General features: G+C 48.4%; 17 protein-coding genes. 13 read left to right on the forward strand and 4 right to left on the reverse strand.

The annotated features are described in order from the left end of the window. Nucleotides 1-1051: 1051 nt before the first annotated feature. The 7 genes from BGK46_RS15940 (at nucleotide 1052) to BGK46_RS15970 (ending at nucleotide 5686) form a co-directional block, all read left to right on the forward strand. Nucleotides 1052-1564, forward strand: a complete 513-nt coding sequence (locus BGK46_RS15940) for a methylated-DNA--[protein]-cysteine S-methyltransferase (protein WP_069590944.1) — start codon at nucleotides 1052-1054, stop codon at nucleotides 1562-1564. Nucleotides 1565-1582: 18 nt separating this feature from the next. Continuing rightward, a complete protein-coding gene (locus BGK46_RS15945; protein ID WP_069590946.1) occupies nucleotides 1583-1801 on the forward strand; it encodes a DUF6500 family protein in 219 nt (72 codons plus the stop codon). Nucleotides 1802-1976: 175 nt separating this feature from the next. Beyond that, nucleotides 1977-3329, forward strand: coding sequence for a molecular chaperone (yegD, locus tag BGK46_RS15950; RefSeq protein WP_069590948.1), 1353 nt, complete (start codon nucleotides 1977-1979; stop codon nucleotides 3327-3329). 45 nt (nucleotides 3330-3374) lie between these two features. Beyond that, nucleotides 3375-3932 carry a nucleotidyltransferase domain-containing protein gene (locus BGK46_RS15955; protein WP_069590950.1) on the forward strand — a complete coding sequence of 186 codons (558 nt, stop codon included), beginning with the start codon at nucleotides 3375-3377 and terminating at the stop codon, nucleotides 3930-3932. Between the two features lie 111 nt (nucleotides 3933-4043). Then, complete coding sequence (locus BGK46_RS15960) at nucleotides 4044-4505, forward strand: carboxymuconolactone decarboxylase family protein (RefSeq protein ID WP_069590952.1); 462 nt, start codon at nucleotides 4044-4046, stop codon at nucleotides 4503-4505. Nucleotides 4506-4590: 85 nt separating this feature from the next. Further along, a complete protein-coding gene (locus BGK46_RS15965; protein ID WP_217492746.1) occupies nucleotides 4591-5274 on the forward strand; it encodes an AraC family transcriptional regulator in 684 nt (227 codons plus the stop codon). 40 nt (nucleotides 5275-5314) lie between these two features. Next, nucleotides 5315-5686 (forward strand): MmcQ/YjbR family DNA-binding protein, encoded by a 372-nt coding sequence (locus BGK46_RS15970; RefSeq protein ID WP_069590957.1) that lies wholly within the window; start codon nucleotides 5315-5317, stop codon nucleotides 5684-5686. Nucleotides 5687-5769: 83 nt separating this feature from the next. On the opposite strand, the gene BGK46_RS15975 is transcribed toward BGK46_RS15970, so the two are convergent. Then, nucleotides 5770-6153, reverse strand: a complete 384-nt coding sequence (locus tag BGK46_RS15975) for a hypothetical protein (protein WP_069590959.1) — start codon at nucleotides 6151-6153, stop codon at nucleotides 5770-5772. 186 nt (nucleotides 6154-6339) lie between these two features. Here BGK46_RS15975 and BGK46_RS15980 point away from each other — a divergent pair, with 186 nt between their 5' ends. The 4 genes from BGK46_RS15980 to BGK46_RS15995 all read left to right on the forward strand — a co-directional run bounded on the left by BGK46_RS15980 (nucleotide 6340) and on the right by BGK46_RS15995 (nucleotide 9503). Beyond that, entirely contained in the window at nucleotides 6340-6750 is a 411-nt protein-coding gene (locus tag BGK46_RS15980) for a cytidine deaminase (protein ID WP_069590961.1), read from the forward strand. Nucleotides 6751-6838: 88 nt separating this feature from the next. Continuing rightward, nucleotides 6839-8044, forward strand: coding sequence for an MFS transporter (locus BGK46_RS15985; RefSeq protein WP_084781539.1), 1206 nt, complete (start codon nucleotides 6839-6841; stop codon nucleotides 8042-8044). 93 nt (nucleotides 8045-8137) lie between these two features. Then, on the forward strand, nucleotides 8138-8899 hold the full coding sequence (locus BGK46_RS15990; protein WP_069590963.1) for an N-acetyltransferase: 762 nt from the start codon (nucleotides 8138-8140) through the stop codon (nucleotides 8897-8899). Between the two features lie 31 nt (nucleotides 8900-8930). Then, nucleotides 8931-9503 carry a DJ-1/PfpI family protein gene (locus BGK46_RS15995; RefSeq protein WP_069590965.1) on the forward strand — a complete coding sequence of 191 codons (573 nt, stop codon included), beginning with the start codon at nucleotides 8931-8933 and terminating at the stop codon, nucleotides 9501-9503. A gap of 36 nt (nucleotides 9504-9539) precedes the next feature. Here BGK46_RS15995 and BGK46_RS16000 read toward each other — a convergent pair whose 3' ends face one another. From BGK46_RS16000 to BGK46_RS16015, 3 genes are all read right to left on the reverse strand, one after another. Continuing rightward, the gene (locus BGK46_RS16000) at nucleotides 9540-11207 is read right to left on the reverse strand and encodes a mechanosensitive ion channel family protein (protein ID WP_069590979.1); all 1668 of its coding nucleotides are present in this window, start codon (nucleotides 11205-11207) and stop codon (nucleotides 9540-9542) included. 562 nt (nucleotides 11208-11769) lie between these two features. Next, nucleotides 11770-13356 (reverse strand): chaperonin GroEL, encoded by a 1587-nt coding sequence (gene groL, locus BGK46_RS16010; RefSeq protein WP_069590969.1) that lies wholly within the window; start codon nucleotides 13354-13356, stop codon nucleotides 11770-11772. A gap of 28 nt (nucleotides 13357-13384) precedes the next feature. Continuing rightward, nucleotides 13385-13675 carry a co-chaperone GroES gene (locus tag BGK46_RS16015; RefSeq protein WP_069590971.1) on the reverse strand — a complete coding sequence of 97 codons (291 nt, stop codon included), beginning with the start codon at nucleotides 13673-13675 and terminating at the stop codon, nucleotides 13385-13387. A gap of 333 nt (nucleotides 13676-14008) precedes the next feature. On the opposite strand from BGK46_RS16015, the gene BGK46_RS16020 reads away from it, so the two are divergent. Next, nucleotides 14009-14566, forward strand: coding sequence for a GNAT family N-acetyltransferase (locus BGK46_RS16020; RefSeq protein ID WP_069590973.1), 558 nt, complete (start codon nucleotides 14009-14011; stop codon nucleotides 14564-14566). 38 nt (nucleotides 14567-14604) lie between these two features. Next, the gene (locus tag BGK46_RS16025) at nucleotides 14605-16683 is read left to right on the forward strand and encodes a M13 family metallopeptidase (RefSeq protein ID WP_069590975.1); all 2079 of its coding nucleotides are present in this window, start codon (nucleotides 14605-14607) and stop codon (nucleotides 16681-16683) included. Nucleotides 16684-16729: the final 46 nt, after the last annotated feature.

Here is a 16729-nt window from a genome sequence, read left to right on the forward strand (position 1 = left end):
ATTTGATCAACAACGCCGTTAGTAGAACGTTACGCAGATTGGAAAAAGACGCCTTTGACTGAATCATCGACAAGCTTTGTGGGGGTTGTTAGGCCGCTATAACGAGATCATTGAAATCTCGCTGGACTTTTTCCTTTTCTTCAAAGGTAGCTTTAGGCTGATTGAAGTTGATGGTTACGATGTCATCCACCACTTGAGCACAGACTGGCGTATAGCAAGTGCAACGCCAAAAATAGTGATATGTCTCACCTCGAGATTCAAAGCCGCATCTTAATATGACAGCGTTGTAAGAGGGGAATCCATGTCATTTTTATGCAATAAGGTAAGGAAATCAAATAGATGCAATGTTTAGAGGTAAATGTCAAGACAGCGATTATCGTTCACGGTTATGACGAGAATCATAAAGAAATTACAGAAACAGTGAATGAGGAGCAGTACGTCACAAAGCTCGTTGCGATCGAGAGGCTGCAGTCGTTAGTGAGCAATATCTTTTAGTGACTGGATCGCACGGTCGTATGATGTACTGGGAATATGACGAGTCAATCGACAGCATCCGTCAAAAACTGGAAAAAGTAGGTGTGCGCGTCGCATAACAAACACAAGGAGCTAGCACCGACTCTCGCGTGCTAGCATCTGTAGGTAGGTGGAGTCTAGCTTATGTCACTTTATGACAAACAGAAGTATGTAAAGAATCAGGAAGATACAATGTTAGTTGCTTCGGATTCTTGGTTGACAGTTAAATTTTCCCAAGAAGCAGCAAAGTCTTGGAAACGTATTCTCGTACTATTCGTTCTTGCAATTCTATGTTTGTTCGCACCAGCATTGGGTTTGATTATATCAACCATAAATGCATTCTTTTCGTAAACAACTAGGGAGTCGCGGGTTCAACTGCGAAATGCCCATAAGATACCCCCGATTTTTGGTGGTTACAGTGGCTGCAAAAGCGATGGTATGAGAATTTTAGAAACACTTAGGGGTAATTAACGTAGAAGTTAAAACAGATAAGACAAGTATCCATATTGGTATGGATAAATCATTTATAAGAGACACAATGAACACAATAAATATCCAGTATTATAAACATCCTTATGCCGAATTTATCCTTGGTTCGTATCAAGGTAAGCTTTGCTTGTGTGACTTCCGATATCGCAAGATGAGAAGTGCTGTTGATGAGCGCATTAAACGGATTCTTAACGCTGATTTTGTAGAAAAGAGCGATGATGTTTTAGCGGCTACTCAAGCTCAACTCGAGGAATATTTTTTGGGTGAGCGAAAAACTTTTGACCTTCCTTTACTTTTGGCGGGTACCGATTTTCAACGGTCGGTATGGAGTGCATTAAGCAACATTCAATACGGTGACAGGGTGACGTATCAAGAGTTGGCAGTATCGATTGGTAATGAAGCCGCAGTACGTGCGGTTGGCAATGCTAACGGGGCAAATGGGTTGGCGATTATCATTCCTTGCCATAGGGTTATCGGCACCCAAGGGGAGCTTATTGGCTATGGTGGCGGTCTGTCACTGAAAAAGCGCCTTTTAGAATTAGAACAGAACTTATTCATTTAAGGATAGAGTAGGGGGCGTATGAGAGCGGAACTGAGAGCGAAAATTCTCGCAGTATGTGATCAAAAAATCAAAGCGAAAGGTGAGAATGTCGGTGTGTCATTTTATGCGTTCTTCAAAAACAAAAATGACGATCCAGCGCAGTTGATGGAAGCTGCAACCTGGTGGATACAGACCCATCAGTTAGATCATTTTGTTAAGGCAAGAATCATCAAAGAGATGGTCAAAAATAATTTATGACGACTGCAAAAGTCATGGCCTATTTTGCCGACAAGGTGTAACTCAGGTTCACAAGGATGGCAGTGGGTATCGGGGCACTTGCCCAGACAGCCAGACTGGCTTCGTCGCTCTGATATTAGAAATCCCGCCACGGTTGAGGTAGCATTGCCGACTTTTTCTGCGGTGAGAGGCATTTATGTATATCGGCTTTGACTATGGTACAGCAAATTGCTCGGTGGCGAAGATTGAAAACGGTCAGCCGACGCTGTTACGCCTAGAAGGGGACAGCACGTTTATTCCTTCCTCCCTTGCCGCACCTACGCGCGAATCTGTGTCTGAGTATTTGTTTCGACACCGTGGCGTCAAGCCCCTAGATACGATTGGCGAGCAGATGTTGCGCCGCGCCATTCATGTAAACCGAGAGGAAAGCATTGAACTTGAGGCGGAGGACATGGCGTTTGGTCAAGCGGCGCTCGACCGCTATCTCGCTGATCCGCGCGATATGTACTACGTGAAATCGCCTAAATCTTTCCTTGGCGCGTCAGGTTTACGTGATGCCCAGCTTCGGTTTTTTGAAGACCTCGTATGCGCAATGATGGATAACATCAAAACGCAAGCCGAACACCAAACCCAACAGAGTATTCATGATGCGGTGATTGGTCGGCCGATCAACTTTCAAGGTCGTGGAGGCGAGACGGCAAACCGCCAAGCCGAAGGTATTTTGCTCAATGCGGCTAAGCGGGCGGGCTTTAAACAGATTGAATTTCAGTTTGAGCCGGTAGCGGCCGGCCTAGACTATGAAGCCACATTGAGCGAAGACAAAATTGTTCTGGTGGTCGATATCGGTGGGGGAACCACAGACTGTTCGTTGATTGAGATGGGGCCATCATGGCGCAGTAGTAGCGATCGTAGTGCAAGTTTATTAGCGCACAAAGGCCAGCGTATTGGCGGCAATGACTTAGATATTGCGTTGGCATTCAAACAAATGATGTTCCCGTTTGGGATGGGCAGCAAGATGGAATCTGGTATTGAAATGCCGATTACGCAGTTTTCCAACCCTATCGCGATTAACAACGTACAAGCGCAAAACGATTTTTATGCGTTTGAAAATTTGGCGGTGCTCAAAGGGCTGCACAAGCAAGCGCAAGAACCACATAAACTGGCCCGTTTGCTTGAGGTGTATCATGAGTCGCTGGGTTACAACATTGTCCGTCGTGCGGAAGAGGCAAAGATTGCGTTGTCGGATCAAGTCGAATACCGAGCGGGTATTCAATTGTTCTCCGAGCGCGTGGACGTTGATGTATCGCGCGATAACATGATTGATGCGATTGAAGCGCCCAAACGTAAGATGATCGCCTTAGTTCACGATGTGGTCGCTCAAGCTGGTGTAAAGCCCGACGTGATTTTTATGACAGGAGGCTCAGCGCGCTCGCCCTTTTTACGTGAGGCTGTACAAGCAGAGTTGCCGAACATTCCTGTGGTGAGTGGCGACTACTTTGGCTCAGTCACCGCAGGCTTAGCGCGTTGGGCGGAAGTCTGCTTTAAGTAAGCCTAATGGCCGTTGCGGCTCGTTCAAAACAATAAGGAAATGGCTATGATTCAGGATGACGTAAACGGACAGCACTTACCTTTGCAGCAGGCATTGATTGAATCGGCCTGCGCCGCGTTTGCTTCAGAGCAGGATGTGATAGCGGCAGTATTGGTCGGCTCTCTCGCGGCAGGCAAAGGCGATCGCGTGTCCGATGCGGATATTGTCGTGTTTACACAGCACGGCTTTCATCGCTCGGCAGCGTCATGTTTTGCGCGCTTTGAGGCCGGGAAAGACATATTCTATTGCTTGTCCGGTGATCACAATGAACAGGCGATGTTTAAAAAATATATTTTCAAGGATCTAACCAGTGCTGAAATCCATTGTTTGGACGTGAGCGAACCATTTCAGCTCGCGCAGCCCTTTATGGTTTTATTTGATAAAGCAGACATCGTCCCTGCGCGAGTGACGGATGAGCCAGCCCCTAAGCACGAGAACTTTCCTGTATACACCAACGGGGATGAAGGGCTGATTTGGGAGCTTTTTGATTGCATCAAATGGCTGAGCCGTGGAAATAACTCGTTAGCAAAAGGCTACCTTAAGAAGCTGTCAGTCGCATTGTAACCATCAGAAATAGCGCTGTTTTCTACGTTGTTGTTAAGGTGTCGAAAATATTCAATACGGTGAAGGACCACCACGTTATCTTCTTAGAGTTAATCAAAAAGGAGATAGCCAATGACACTACGTACCAACTACTTTGAACTCGCCCCCAAAGCGATTCAGATTTTGATGAGCCAAGAGGAATACCTTGCTGAGCAATTTCGCTCTTCGTCGAATTTGACTCCTGTGACGTGGGAACTCGTCAAATTGAGGGTGTCAATGATTAACCAATGTGCTTTCTGCGTGGATATGCACAGTAAAGCATTGTTGGAGCATGAAGAAACCGTAGAGCGTATTGTGGGTTTAGCTGCATGGCGGGACATGCCTTTTTATTCTTCTACAGAGCGTGTCGCGTTGGAATGGAGTGAACACCTTACCGCAGCGAAATCGGTGGATGATGCACAGTATCAGACGATTGTTCAACACTTGGGTGAACACGCAGTGATAGACTTAACCATTGCCATAAATGCGATCAACAGTTGGAATCGCGTCGCCAAAACATTTAAGCCAGAGGTAGGGAGCTATAAGCCAGATTAAGTCGAGCCAGCAGGCGTTTCAATTCACCCTGACGCAACCGTCAGGCCCACTGTCTGCATTTGTTCAGGGAATATGGTCGGCATCCGTGCAGCAAACCGAGTCGATTATTAAACCCTTACATGCGGATGCGGGCAGTGGGATCATGTTTAACCTAAACGGTATGGTTACGCTGGGTCCAGAAACCTTTCCTGAAGGCGTGATTATGTTACCTGTAAACAAAAAAACCGAGATGGCGGTGTTAGCTGGCGGCGCAAGGTTGGCGGGGATCCGTTTTCACCCAGCGATTGGTTATGGCATTTTGGGTAAGCATTATCATAGACTTACCTTACTTAAACCTGAAGATGATCAAGACTATCAACTTTACTCTTTGTTTCATGCGCTCAAAACTCAGGCGAACAGTGAATGTCATCTTGATACCCTTACAACATGGGCTTCAACCCACCTTGATTTTACTGACATCATTCCTACTAGTTTAGAAAAATCATTAACATATATCTCTCAAAGTGACGCTGTAGGCAATGTGAGTGGTCATGTGTTGCTTAGCCAGCGCCAAATCGAAAGGCAGTTCAAACTGTGGTTAGGGATGACTCCGAAGTATTATCAACGAATCCGTCGGATTAAACGCGCGATGGAGTTTTTAAAAAGGCATCGGCAAGCGAATTTAGCCGACGTTGCGCATCAATTTGGTTTTAGTGACCAAGCCCATATGACACGAGAATTTCAAGCTATTGCCCGTGTTACGCCGTCTTCTCTGACGAAACCCACTTAAATGACGCAACATGGAGTAAGTATGTTAAAAGGAGAGCCACATGGACCATTCTACATTTAATCAATATTGCAGCGCGTTTACGGCCGCGACACATGTGGTGCAGTGGGGCAACTCAGACGTCTGGAAAGTGGGTGGGAAAGTCTTTGCCATTGGCACCAGCAGTAAAAGCGGTCAACCGGCGTTTACCTTTAAAACCTCGCCAATGAATTATGCCTTTTTGTGCGATCTTGAGGGCTACATACCGGCGCCGTATTTTGCTAACCGGGGTATGAAATGGATTCAACAAACCCACACCACTGGGGAGCTTGATGAAGACTTAAAGTACTATGTGGCGCAATCGTATCAGCTTGTTTGTCAGGGCTTGAGTAAAGTGAAACGAGCCGAGCTCGGCGTCGATGAGAACAGTCTTTGATAGAGGCGCTGGACAAGCCATTCAGGGTTGGCAAACGCTGGCAATAATAGGAACCCATCTTAGCGAAAACTTCCGTATTTTGACTAGAAATCATGCACCAAGGTGGGTGTGTTGGCGCGAAATAGTTTTGTTAGGACAGACTTATATCGCCAACCCAGTGCCAGTAGCCGTTTCGCTAAGCTTTGATTTTGAATGGTGGCAACTTCAATGCCGCGGTAGTGATGCGGATGCGCTTGAATATAATCGATAAACGCCGTCAGCACCCCTTGGCCGCGAACGCTGGGGGCAAATTGTAGCGAAACAATCGATAATCGCTGACTACCGATTGGGCAGTGAACCAGACAATAGCCGAGCGGGTGCTTGATAGCGGTGGAGAGCTCTGGAAAAGCGCGCGTCTGGTGACGTTGGGCTAATTGGTCATACCCGTAGCATAGGTGGTTAAGCAGTTGCCGAGCGTTATCATCCATCGAAGTGTCTCTGGAGAGGTCGAAACGTAGCCACCATATTAGGGACTTTATTTTTTCGAAAAACAGAAAAGCGCAAGCCACGTATTTACCTCTTTTGGGCACAATAATCGCGCATAAATGGACCTTATTGCAGGCGCATGAATGCGTGTATATCAAGCAAAGCGGATAGTTAAAAAAAGGATTTTTATGCAAGAGATAGAACAGTCACTTTATGATGCGGCGTTGGCATTACTGCAAACGCGTTATCCTACGGGGTGGGGAGGCGCTGCTGCCGTCAGGCTAGGGTCTGGTGACATTGTAACCAGTGTGGCGCCAGATGTGAAAAATGATGCACTATCGCTGTGTATGGAAGTCGGTGCCTATTTAGAAGCACACAAACGCGATGAAGTCGTTACACATTCTTTATGTCTTTGTCGTGAGGACGAACATAGCCAAGTTTTGATACTTAGCCCTTGTGGCGTTTGCCAAGAACGCTTAGTGCATTGGGGCGGTGATGTAAAAGCCGCGATTTCTACGCCAGATAACCAGCTAGTTTTTAAAACTGTGCGCGAGCTCATGCCGCACCATTGGTCGTTGGTGAATGACGAGTGTTTATAAATTTATCAATCATGTACATTATCTGCTGATTTTTTAATACGGACGTTTAACGATTACGACAATCAACAAGATTCTTTCTGCGGTGGCGATGTATAAAGGATTGCACCGCAATATTTACTACGTTGCACTGGCCCGCATGATCCTCGGGATGGGCAACTTTATTATTCCTTTCCTCGTGTTGTTGTTTACCGATAAGCTCGGCTACTCCGCGTCGCTGGCGGGTACATTAGCGATGAGTATTACTGGCTTGTACCTGCTGGGGAGTTTTATTGGTGGCAAGCTTTCTGATTGGGTAGGTCATAAAAACACTATGGTGGCGGGGGAATGTGTCGGCGCTATCTTGCTGCTGATATGTGGGTTTGCACCCGATTCCCCTGTGATGGTGCCGGCGTTATTATTCGCCGCTTACTTTTTTATCGGTGTAGCGTTGCCGGCCAGTAATGCATTGGTGGCCGATTTATCTCACGCAGGTAATCGTGATGCAGTGATGTCGCTCAGTTACCTTGCCTATAACTTGGGTTCAGCGATTGGCCCCATCTTAGCGGGTTATTTGTTTTGGCAGCACACTGAATGGATTTTCTTTGGTAACGGGCTTGCCGTTTTAGTGGGTATTCTTGTGGTTGCCTTTTTGGTCAATGTGACCGAGCAAGCCGTCCCCGAGTCGGACTCTGACCTTGAACGCGCCGTAGAAGGCAGTGTCTGGTCGGTGCTTAAATCACGTCCTTATCTCATTGTGTTCACTTTACTTTGCGGCATGCTTTGGTTTGCATTGAACCAAATGACGATGGCTAGCCCGCTTTATTTGAGTCATTTATTTGGCCAAGAAGGGCCCGTGCGTTTTGGTCAATTGATGACGTATGCGTGCGTGTTGGTGGTGATCATCACGCCGCTATTGCTTCGCGCGACATCTGGACATACTGAGACGATGGCGTTGGCCTATGCAGGACTTTTGTTTGTGCTGGGGTATGGTCTTGTGATGTTGGCACCTACGATTCCCGTTCACTTTTTAGCGTGGTTTTTTCTTTCCGCTGGCGAGGTGTTAGTGCTCACCAAAGAAGGCGTGTATCTTGCCAACAACTCACCGGCGAGTCATCGCGGTCGTATTCAAGGGGTATTGATCACGTTGCGTAGCTTATTGCTGATGCCAAGCTTTGTATTGATTGGCTATGTCATCGACACGTTCGGTTATTCGGTGACTTGGTCGCTTGTTATCGCTATGGCTATGTGTGCCAGCATCGGTATGTTTTTATTGTCGATGCGCAAGAAAACACGCCTCGCAGCGACGTCGTCATAAGAATGATGGCTTTGTGACCAAGGCGGAGTCATCGTCCATGCGGTTAAGGTAGGTTAAAAGGTATACCATCAATACACCTGTGTGGAGGTGAATATGGCCTACTTAACCTTAACCCCAGAAACCTTGGATGATGCGCATATCTGCTGTGCGTTCTCGGATAAAAAGTGCCAGGCCAGCTATCAGGCGAAAAAGCAATGGCTAAAGCAGGAGTATCAGCACGGATACCGTTTTCGCCGTTTAGATGAACGCGCTAAAGTCTTTATCGAATATGGCCCAGCAGAGACAGCTTGGCAGCCCATACAAGCGGATGGTTATCTGGCATTGGGTTGCTTTTGGGTTTCTGGGAAATACAAAGGGCATGGACACGGCAAGCAACTGTTAGCTGACGCCATTGAAGCGGCTAAACAGCAAAATAAGCAAGGCCTAGTCGCCGTGGTCGGTAAAAAGAAATACCACTTTATGAGCGATACAAAATGGTTAAAAGGCCAAGGCTTCAACGTGGCGGATGAGGCCCCTAATGGCTTTGTGCTGTTGTATTATCCGCTGAATGATGCAGCTGAAATACCGCAATTTAGAGAATCCGTTTATACCGCCAATGTATCAACCGAAGGGTGTGTGGCGTATTACTCCCATCGTTGTCCTTATGCGGAATACCATGTGCTGAATTCGCTACAGCAGAGCTGTGCGCAGCGTGGTATCTCGCTTGAAGTGCATCATTTAGAGACATTGAGCCAAGCACAAGTATGTCCTTCACCGGCCACCATTTTCAGTTTGTATTATCAGGGGGAGTTTATTACCACCGATATCAGTGCCTGTATGGAGAGCCGCTTTGATAAGTTTATTCCTGATCATTAAACCAACACTTACATGGATGTAAGAACAAACGATGAATATTGGTATTTATGTGTATGAGCACGCAGAGCTGCTTGATTTTGCTGGCCCCTTTGAGGTGTTTAGCACCGCAAAACGTTTGGGCGCGGACAGTTGGCAGGTTGGACTGATTGCTGAACAAGACTCACCTTTGCTCGCGCGCGGCGGTTTGCGTATCGTGCCGGATTATCATCTCGCCAATCATCCCACACTGGATGTGCTGCTGGTTGTCGGCGGCGTTCACCATGAGCAAGTCACTAACCCGTCGGTGATCGATTGGGTGAAGCAACAAGATGCGATCACTCAATGCACGGCTTCTGTCTGTACGGGGGCGTTCATACTGGCAGAGGCCGGGCTACTCGATGGTCGAAAAGTGATCACACATTGGGAAGATATGGACGACCTCAGCCGTGCCTATCCGCCATTAAGCGTGGTATCAGGTAAGCGCTGGGCGAGGGATGGAAAATATCTCACCTCCGCAGGTATTTCTGCGGGTATTGATATGAGTTTGCAGCTGGTGGCTGATCTGCACAGCGAGGATTTAGCCCAGCGCGTGGCCAAGCAAATGGATTACCACTGGCTGCGTTGAGTGCAAACCGACAGGTAAACCATTTGCGGCGCCATGTTAGTGATCTGACCGAGCCTCTGGCGCTGTCGAGACCCAATTCAGATGGACGTCTTGTTGCGGGAATGGAATCGAGATGCCTTCTTCATCAAAGCGCAATTTGACTGTTTTGGTGACATCCCAATAGACGTCCCAATAATCATCGGTTTTCACCCATGGGCGAACAATAAAGTCCACCGAGGAGGTATTCAGAACATGTACTTTGATCATGGGCTCCGGTGTACGAAGTACCGCAGGATGTGATTGAACAATCTCGGTGAGCACGGCTTCTGCTTTAAGAAGGTCATCTTTATAGCCAATACCAAACACCATATCCACTCGACGAATCCGCTCTCGGGTGACGTTTTTAATCACATCGCCCCAAATTTTGCTGTTCGGGACAATGATAATTTGATTATCAAACGTGCGAATCGTGGTATTCACCAAGCTCATATTGCCTACTTTGCCATCCACGCCACCGGCGTAGACAAAATCACCTACATCGAAAGGGCGGTAGATCAGTAGCATCATCCCCGCAGCAAAGTTTGATAGTGTATCTTGCAGCGCAAAACCGATAATGACCCCAGCGATACCAAAGCCAGTGAGTACCGGAGTAAGATTGACCCCGATCTGCGAGAGACCGACCAAGATCCCAATTACCCACACGGCTTTGCCGGACATCGAGACGAAAAAGTCTTGCATTAACTGAGAGAACTTAAAGTTTTTATTGGCGACCGCGGATTTCACAACGGAGCGGGTGAATCTCGCGAGCAGTTTTGCCACCAACAAAATCAGCACAAAAATGATGAGCTGGAAAATCAACTGTGGTGCATTGTCTTCTGCCCAGTTCAGGGCATTTGCGGACCAATGGGAGAGGATCGAATACGCGACATCCACATCCAGAATATCCTGGGTGATGTTGCCGGTAACGCCAAATAGCTGGCGTTTATATTCTGCGGTTTCGATCCCCAACTGATCGGCGAGCTGATAGGTGCGCTTTAAGCCATCAGTAGCGATAGTGAGTCGTTGTTGGGTGTTCAACTGCGTCAGCTGTAACGCGGGTTTTTCGGAATCAGGACTCGATTTGATTTGTTTTTCTTGCGCTGTGTATTGCTGACGTAGGTAGTCGATAGATGCCGAAAGAAGTCGTAAACGCTGGTTAAGACGTTGCTCTAAGGTGTTTCGTGTTTCCTGTGTCGGCTGATCGAGCTGCTCAAGCCAGCGTATGTTTTCCCAACTCGCCTCAAAGACAGTACTGAGGTATTGCTGTAGCTCTGCATACTCATTGATGAGTGGTAAGCGTTGCTCTTGGCTGGCTTGAGTGATTTGCTCATTGAGGGTATTGAGACGGGCCGTGATGTATTGATACGCATCTTGCGTATACCGCCGTTGCGCCGTGACCAGTTGAACCAACTGCGGGTTATCCAAGCTTTGTTGCTTGATGGCGTCGGCGAGCAGCTCTCTTAGCTCCTCGTTTTTGTTAAACAGCTGCAATTGAATCGCATCTTTGTCATCGCCTTTTGCCTGTTCAAGGCTTTCTACAAGGGTCTGAATATATTGTTTGGTGCGCGCTATTTGATGCGCTAATGAGGAGGTATCGCTCGACGTGACGCTTTGCTCAGTCGGCGCCGGCGCTTGGTCGGCATAGGCCGGCGGAAGAAAGAGAAGGGGAGTTACCAGTACTAGCATGATCGTATTCATGCGTTGACGGCGATGCGATAACGTTTTTATCCAATTCACGTTTCTTTCCTCTTGCCTGTTGGCGATAGTGATGGGCATCGATGGCGGCAATCCTATGCCCAATCGAGCCTTGCCCCTGAGCTTTAATAGCGTAGCGAGTTTAGCCTTAACTGCCTATACCGTCAGCCATTTTTGTGACGCACTGGTTTTTATAATGCGTTAGCTACTGCTTGTGGATCGCGTGTGTCGGTGTCTGCCAACGGGTAATGAGAAAGACGGTCTAGTGAACCAGGTGATAACGCTGGCTTTGTCGCATCACAATGCTGGCAGCTAACAACGTCATTATTACCGCGATCGATAAGGTGTTAGCCGGGAAGAACTCTCGCCGTTGGCTACGGCGCGGAAATGACATCGCTGCGGGCCATTTTGACGCGATTGCTTGAGTTGTTGCGGTTTCGGATACTGAAAAAGAATAGGCGGGTAAACCCATCATACTGCATGCCTCAATAATCCAGTAAGCGGGCCCTAACGAGCCCGCTGTCGTGTTTGTCGTTAATGATGTTCGCGTAAATTAGTCAGCGTGCTTGGCGTCGGTCACCATCGTTTCGGTGGTGATCATGAGGCCGGCAACGGACGCTGCAAATTGGAGCGCCGAGCGCGTGACTTTCGCTGGGTCCAAAATGCCCATGTCAATCATGTTGCCATATTCACCGGTTGCGGCGTTGTAGCCATACTGGTCGCTGCCTGCTTTGACCGCGTTTGCAACCACTGACCCTTCGTGACCTGCGTTTATCGCAATTTGACGCAGAGGCTCTTCAAGGGCGCGTAAGGCAAGCCGGATCCCCACGTTTTGATCGTCGTTGTCACCTGTCAGATCACGCAGCGCATGCGCGATTTGAATCAATGCGACACCGCCGCCGGCCACGATCCCTTCTTCAACCGCAGCACGGGTAGCATGCAGAGCATCATCCACGCGATCCTTTTTCTCTTTCATTTCGACTTCGGTCGCGGCACCGATTTTAATCACTGCGACGCCCCCGGAGAGCTTGGCAATCCGTTGCTGAAGTTTCTCTTTGTCGTATTGCGAGCTGGTGCTCTCAAGCTGTCTTTCGAGAGTCGCAATGCGATCTTTGAGTGCACTTTCCTCTGCGGCACCGTCAATAATGGTGGTGGTGTCTTTGCTGATGGTGACTTTTTTCGCGCTGCCTAACTGCTCTAGCGTGACGTCTTCAAGCGCAATGCCCAGCTCCTCGGTGACAAGCGTACCTGCGGTTAATGCGGCAATATCATGCATCATGGCTTTGCGATTATCCCCAAATCCGGGCGCTTTGACGGCGGCGGTACGTACAATGCCGCGCATATTGTTGATCACCAAGGTCGCGAGGGCTTCACCATCGACATCTTCTGCGATAATCAGCAGCGAGCGTGATGATTTTGCTACCGCCTCGAGGATTGGCAGCAGTTCACGAATATTGCTAATTTTTTTGTCGACTAACAGGATGTAAGGATTGTCGAGCTCGACGGTGCCACTGTTTTGATGCGTAATAAAATAGGGTGACAAATAACCGCGGTCGAATTGCATCCCTTCAACGACCGATAATTCATTCGCGAGCCCTTGGCCCTCTTCAACGGTAATGACGCCATTACGGCCGACTTTGTCCATGGCTTGCGCAATGAGTTCGCCAATGTCGTTGTCGCTGTTGGCTGAAATGCTACCGACTTGTTGAATAGCGTGCTTTTCACTGCACGGTTTCGCCATTTCACGTAGCTTTGCGATGGCAGCCTCAGTGACCTTATCAATACCGCGTTTGAGATCCATGGGGTTCATTCCCGATGCAACCGCTTTCAAGCCTTCGTTGATAAACGCTTGAGCCAGTACGGTTGCGGTTGTGGTGCCGTCTCCCGCTTCATCGTTGGCTTTGGAGGCGACCTGTTTGACCATTTGGGCGCCCATGTTTTCAAATTTGTCTTCTAAGGTGATCTCTTTGGCAACCGATACCCCATCTTTGGTGATGGTTGGCGCGCCATAAGACTTATCAAGCACAACGTGACGGCCTTTAGGCCCTAAGGTCACTTTTACTGCGTCGGCGAGGATATTGACACCGCGTAGCATTTTTTGACGAGCATCATCAGAATATAAAATCTCTTTTGCAGCCATGATATTCTCCTAAATACGCTGAAAATAATTACGCAACAACCGCTAACACGTCAGACTCAGACAGGATCAGATACTCGTTCCCATCAATTTTCTCTGTCTTAACGCCATAGCCATCGTTGAAGATGATGGTGTCACCTTCTTTTACTGCCATTGGGGCGCGTTCACCGTTGGCGAGGCGCTTCCCTTCGCCGACAGCGATTACACGACCACGGGTGGATTTGTCGGTCGCTTGAGAAGTCAGTAAAATTCCTCCTTCTGTTTTGTTATCAACCACTTGTCGTTCAACAAGGAGTTTGTCGTGCAAAGGACGAATTTTCATATCCGGTGTCTCCTACGTAAGCTATCAAACTAAAAGACAAGATGATGATGCCCAAGAGATCAGGGATGGGGCATCAAAGTCGTCTCCATGGCGACTTCAAGGTTATAGATTGGGCCTGCTGTATTAAGTTCAAGACGCTGTTTCATTGAATATTTTTATCGATATGAGAAATTTTTTTTGCCTATTACATGCTGAATCGCGAGGCGTAAAAACGTATCTCTTGGTGCGCGAAGCGCTTTGGCACGTGTATGATGAATCACGCTGATGTCAGTCATCGACGGGCGCTAGCGGCTCATGATTAATGGCAGTCATAGGATTAAAAGGAATAGGAACATGTTTCCAGCAACATGGCGGTCTGAACGCCTATGTTTTAGTGCGTTTGAGTACAGTGATGCAAAGCGTGTTAAAGCGCTGTTTGAGCAAAATCAGCACCTGCAATATCAAGATCCCACGTTTAAACCTTGGTCGTTGTCGACCTATCAAGCATTGATAGCGGATAGTGCGGAGAAAAAGGCGCCCGATGTAGAAGAGGCTTTTTACCTTCGCCGTATTCAAACCCATGACGGTAAAGATATCGGCTATTTGCAAATCTCGCTCAATGCGCCGGATGTACAGAGTGTTTGGCTGCCCATGCTCACTATTTCCCCAAGATATCAAAAACATGGCTATGGCAGCGAAGCGGTTGCGAGCGTGATTGAAACCGTGCAAGCTTATGGGGACTATCGACGCATGGGTGTGAATGTTTACGCCGAAAACATTCGCGCGTTTCGATTCTGGTATCAGCAAGGGTTCTGTCGTATTTCCCATTTTGAACCCGAGCAAGATGAAGGACGAGATTACCACTGTTTGGTGCTCTATCGCGATTTAGACGTGAGGACACCATCACGATAGTGAACAAGGAAAGTGACTGAGTCATATAGGAAAGGAAAATGATAAAAACACCGAAAAAACGTCTGTTACTGACGCGTGTCGCACTGAGTGTTTTACTTGGCATGGGGCTTAGCGTTTCATCAACCACGGTGCAGGCGGCTGACGCTGCACAAGTTCAGGAGCAGCGAGCGTCTGGGCTCCATCTGCAAGATTTTGATCGAACGGTTCGCCCGCAAGATGACTTGTTCCGTCACGTGAACGGCACGTGGTACGACCAAACCCAAATTCCCAGTGATATGTCCAGCTATGGTGCGTTCCGTATCTTGGCAGAAGAGAATGAAAAGCGTCTGAAAGGCATCATTGATGAGCTGGTGGCGCGTGATGATCTCAAGCCAGGCTCCAACGAGCAAAAGCTGCGTGATTTTTATCTTAGCTATATGGACCAAGATAAAATTGATGCCTTGGGGGTCACGCCAATCAAGCCTGAGCTTGATCGTATTGCGGCGATTTCCTCGAAGCCTGCGTTGATTTATGCGATGGCCGATTTGCGACAAATTGGTGTTGGGATCCCGTTTAGTTTTTATGCGTGGGCCGATGCGAAAAACCCTGACTATAACGCTCTGTATCTGAGCCAAAGCGGGTTAGGCTTGCCGGATAGAGACTATTATTTCCGAGACACCGAGGACGCTGAGCGTATCCGCACCGCTTACAAACGCTATCTCCAAGATATGCTGCGCTTAGCGGGCTACGATCAGGCCAAACAACGCGCGGATCGGATTTATCAGCTGGAAAAAACGCTAGCAGAACACCATTGGACACGCGCTAAACGCCGTGACGCGCAAGCCACCTACAACAAAATGCCCATTGAGGCGATCAACCAGTTGATGGGTGAGTTTGATTATGCACGCTTTGCCAAACGCGCGGGTATCGATAAAGCCGATGAGGTTGTGGTGCGCATGCCGTCTTATTTTGAGGCGCTAGGGCAGGTGTTTGAACAAACTAGCCTGCAAGCGTGGCAAGATTATCTAACCATTCGTACGCTCAATGCGTTTGCGCCGCGCCTAAATCATGAGTTGGTTGAACGTCAATTTGCGTTCTATTCCAAAACCCTTAACGGTATTCCTGAGCAGCGTGACCGCTGGAAGCGCGGCGTGCAAGCCACCGAAGATATATTGGGTGAAGCGCTTGGCCAAGAATATGTCGCCCGCTACTTCCCTCCGCAAGCCAAAGCGCGTATGGAAACCATGATTGATAACCTGCGTGCCGCGTTTAAAGACTCGATTGAATCATTGGCGTGGATGAGCGATGAAACCAAAGCGAAAGCATTGGATAAGCTGAGTAAATTCACGCCTAAAATCGGCTATCCAGAGCAATGGGAAGATTACAGCGCGCTGACCATCAACGCCGATGACTTGATTGGCAACAGCAAACGTGCCGCACGCTGGGGCTATCAAGATATGTTGTCGCGGATTGGTGCGCCGGTTGATCGCAAAGAGTGGGGCATGACCCCGCAAACGGTCAACGCTTATTACAGCCCAACTGCCAACGAGATTGTGTTCCCCGCCGGGATCTTACAACCACCATTTTTTGATATGAATGCGGATGACGCCGTGAACTATGGCGGTATCGGTGCAGTGATTGGTCATGAAATGGGACACGGTTTTGATGATCAGGGCTCGCGATATGATGGTGATGGCAACCTATCCAATTGGTGGACGGATGAGGACCGGGCGCGCTTTGATGCACGCACCCAAAAGCTGGCTGAGCAATTTAGCCAGTTTGAGCCATTGCCGGGCTTGTTCATTGACGGCAAAGTGTCTTTGGGTGAGAACATTGGTGATTTAGTCGGCTTGACCACCGCCTTCCGCGCCTATCAAAAATCGTTGCACGGAGAACCGTCTCCAGTGATGGATGGGTATACCGGCGAGCAGCGATTCTTCCTCAGCTGGGGGCAGATTTGGAAAATGAAGATGCGTGAAGATGCCCTGCGTGAGCGTGTGTCGCTGGGTCCGCATGCGCCACCGCAATATCGCGTGCTCGGTGCGCCGCGCAATGTCCCTGCGTTCTATGAAGCCTTTGATATTAAAGAAGGTGATGGCATGTATTTACCCGAAGATCAGCGGGTGAATATCTGGTAATCTCGGATGCCGCCGCAAGGGCGGCATTTTTTGTTTGCCCAGCGAA

The organism is Salinivibrio sp. SS2 (assembly GCF_001722075.1).
Taxonomy (GTDB): domain Bacteria; phylum Pseudomonadota; class Gammaproteobacteria; order Enterobacterales; family Vibrionaceae; genus Salinivibrio; species Salinivibrio proteolyticus.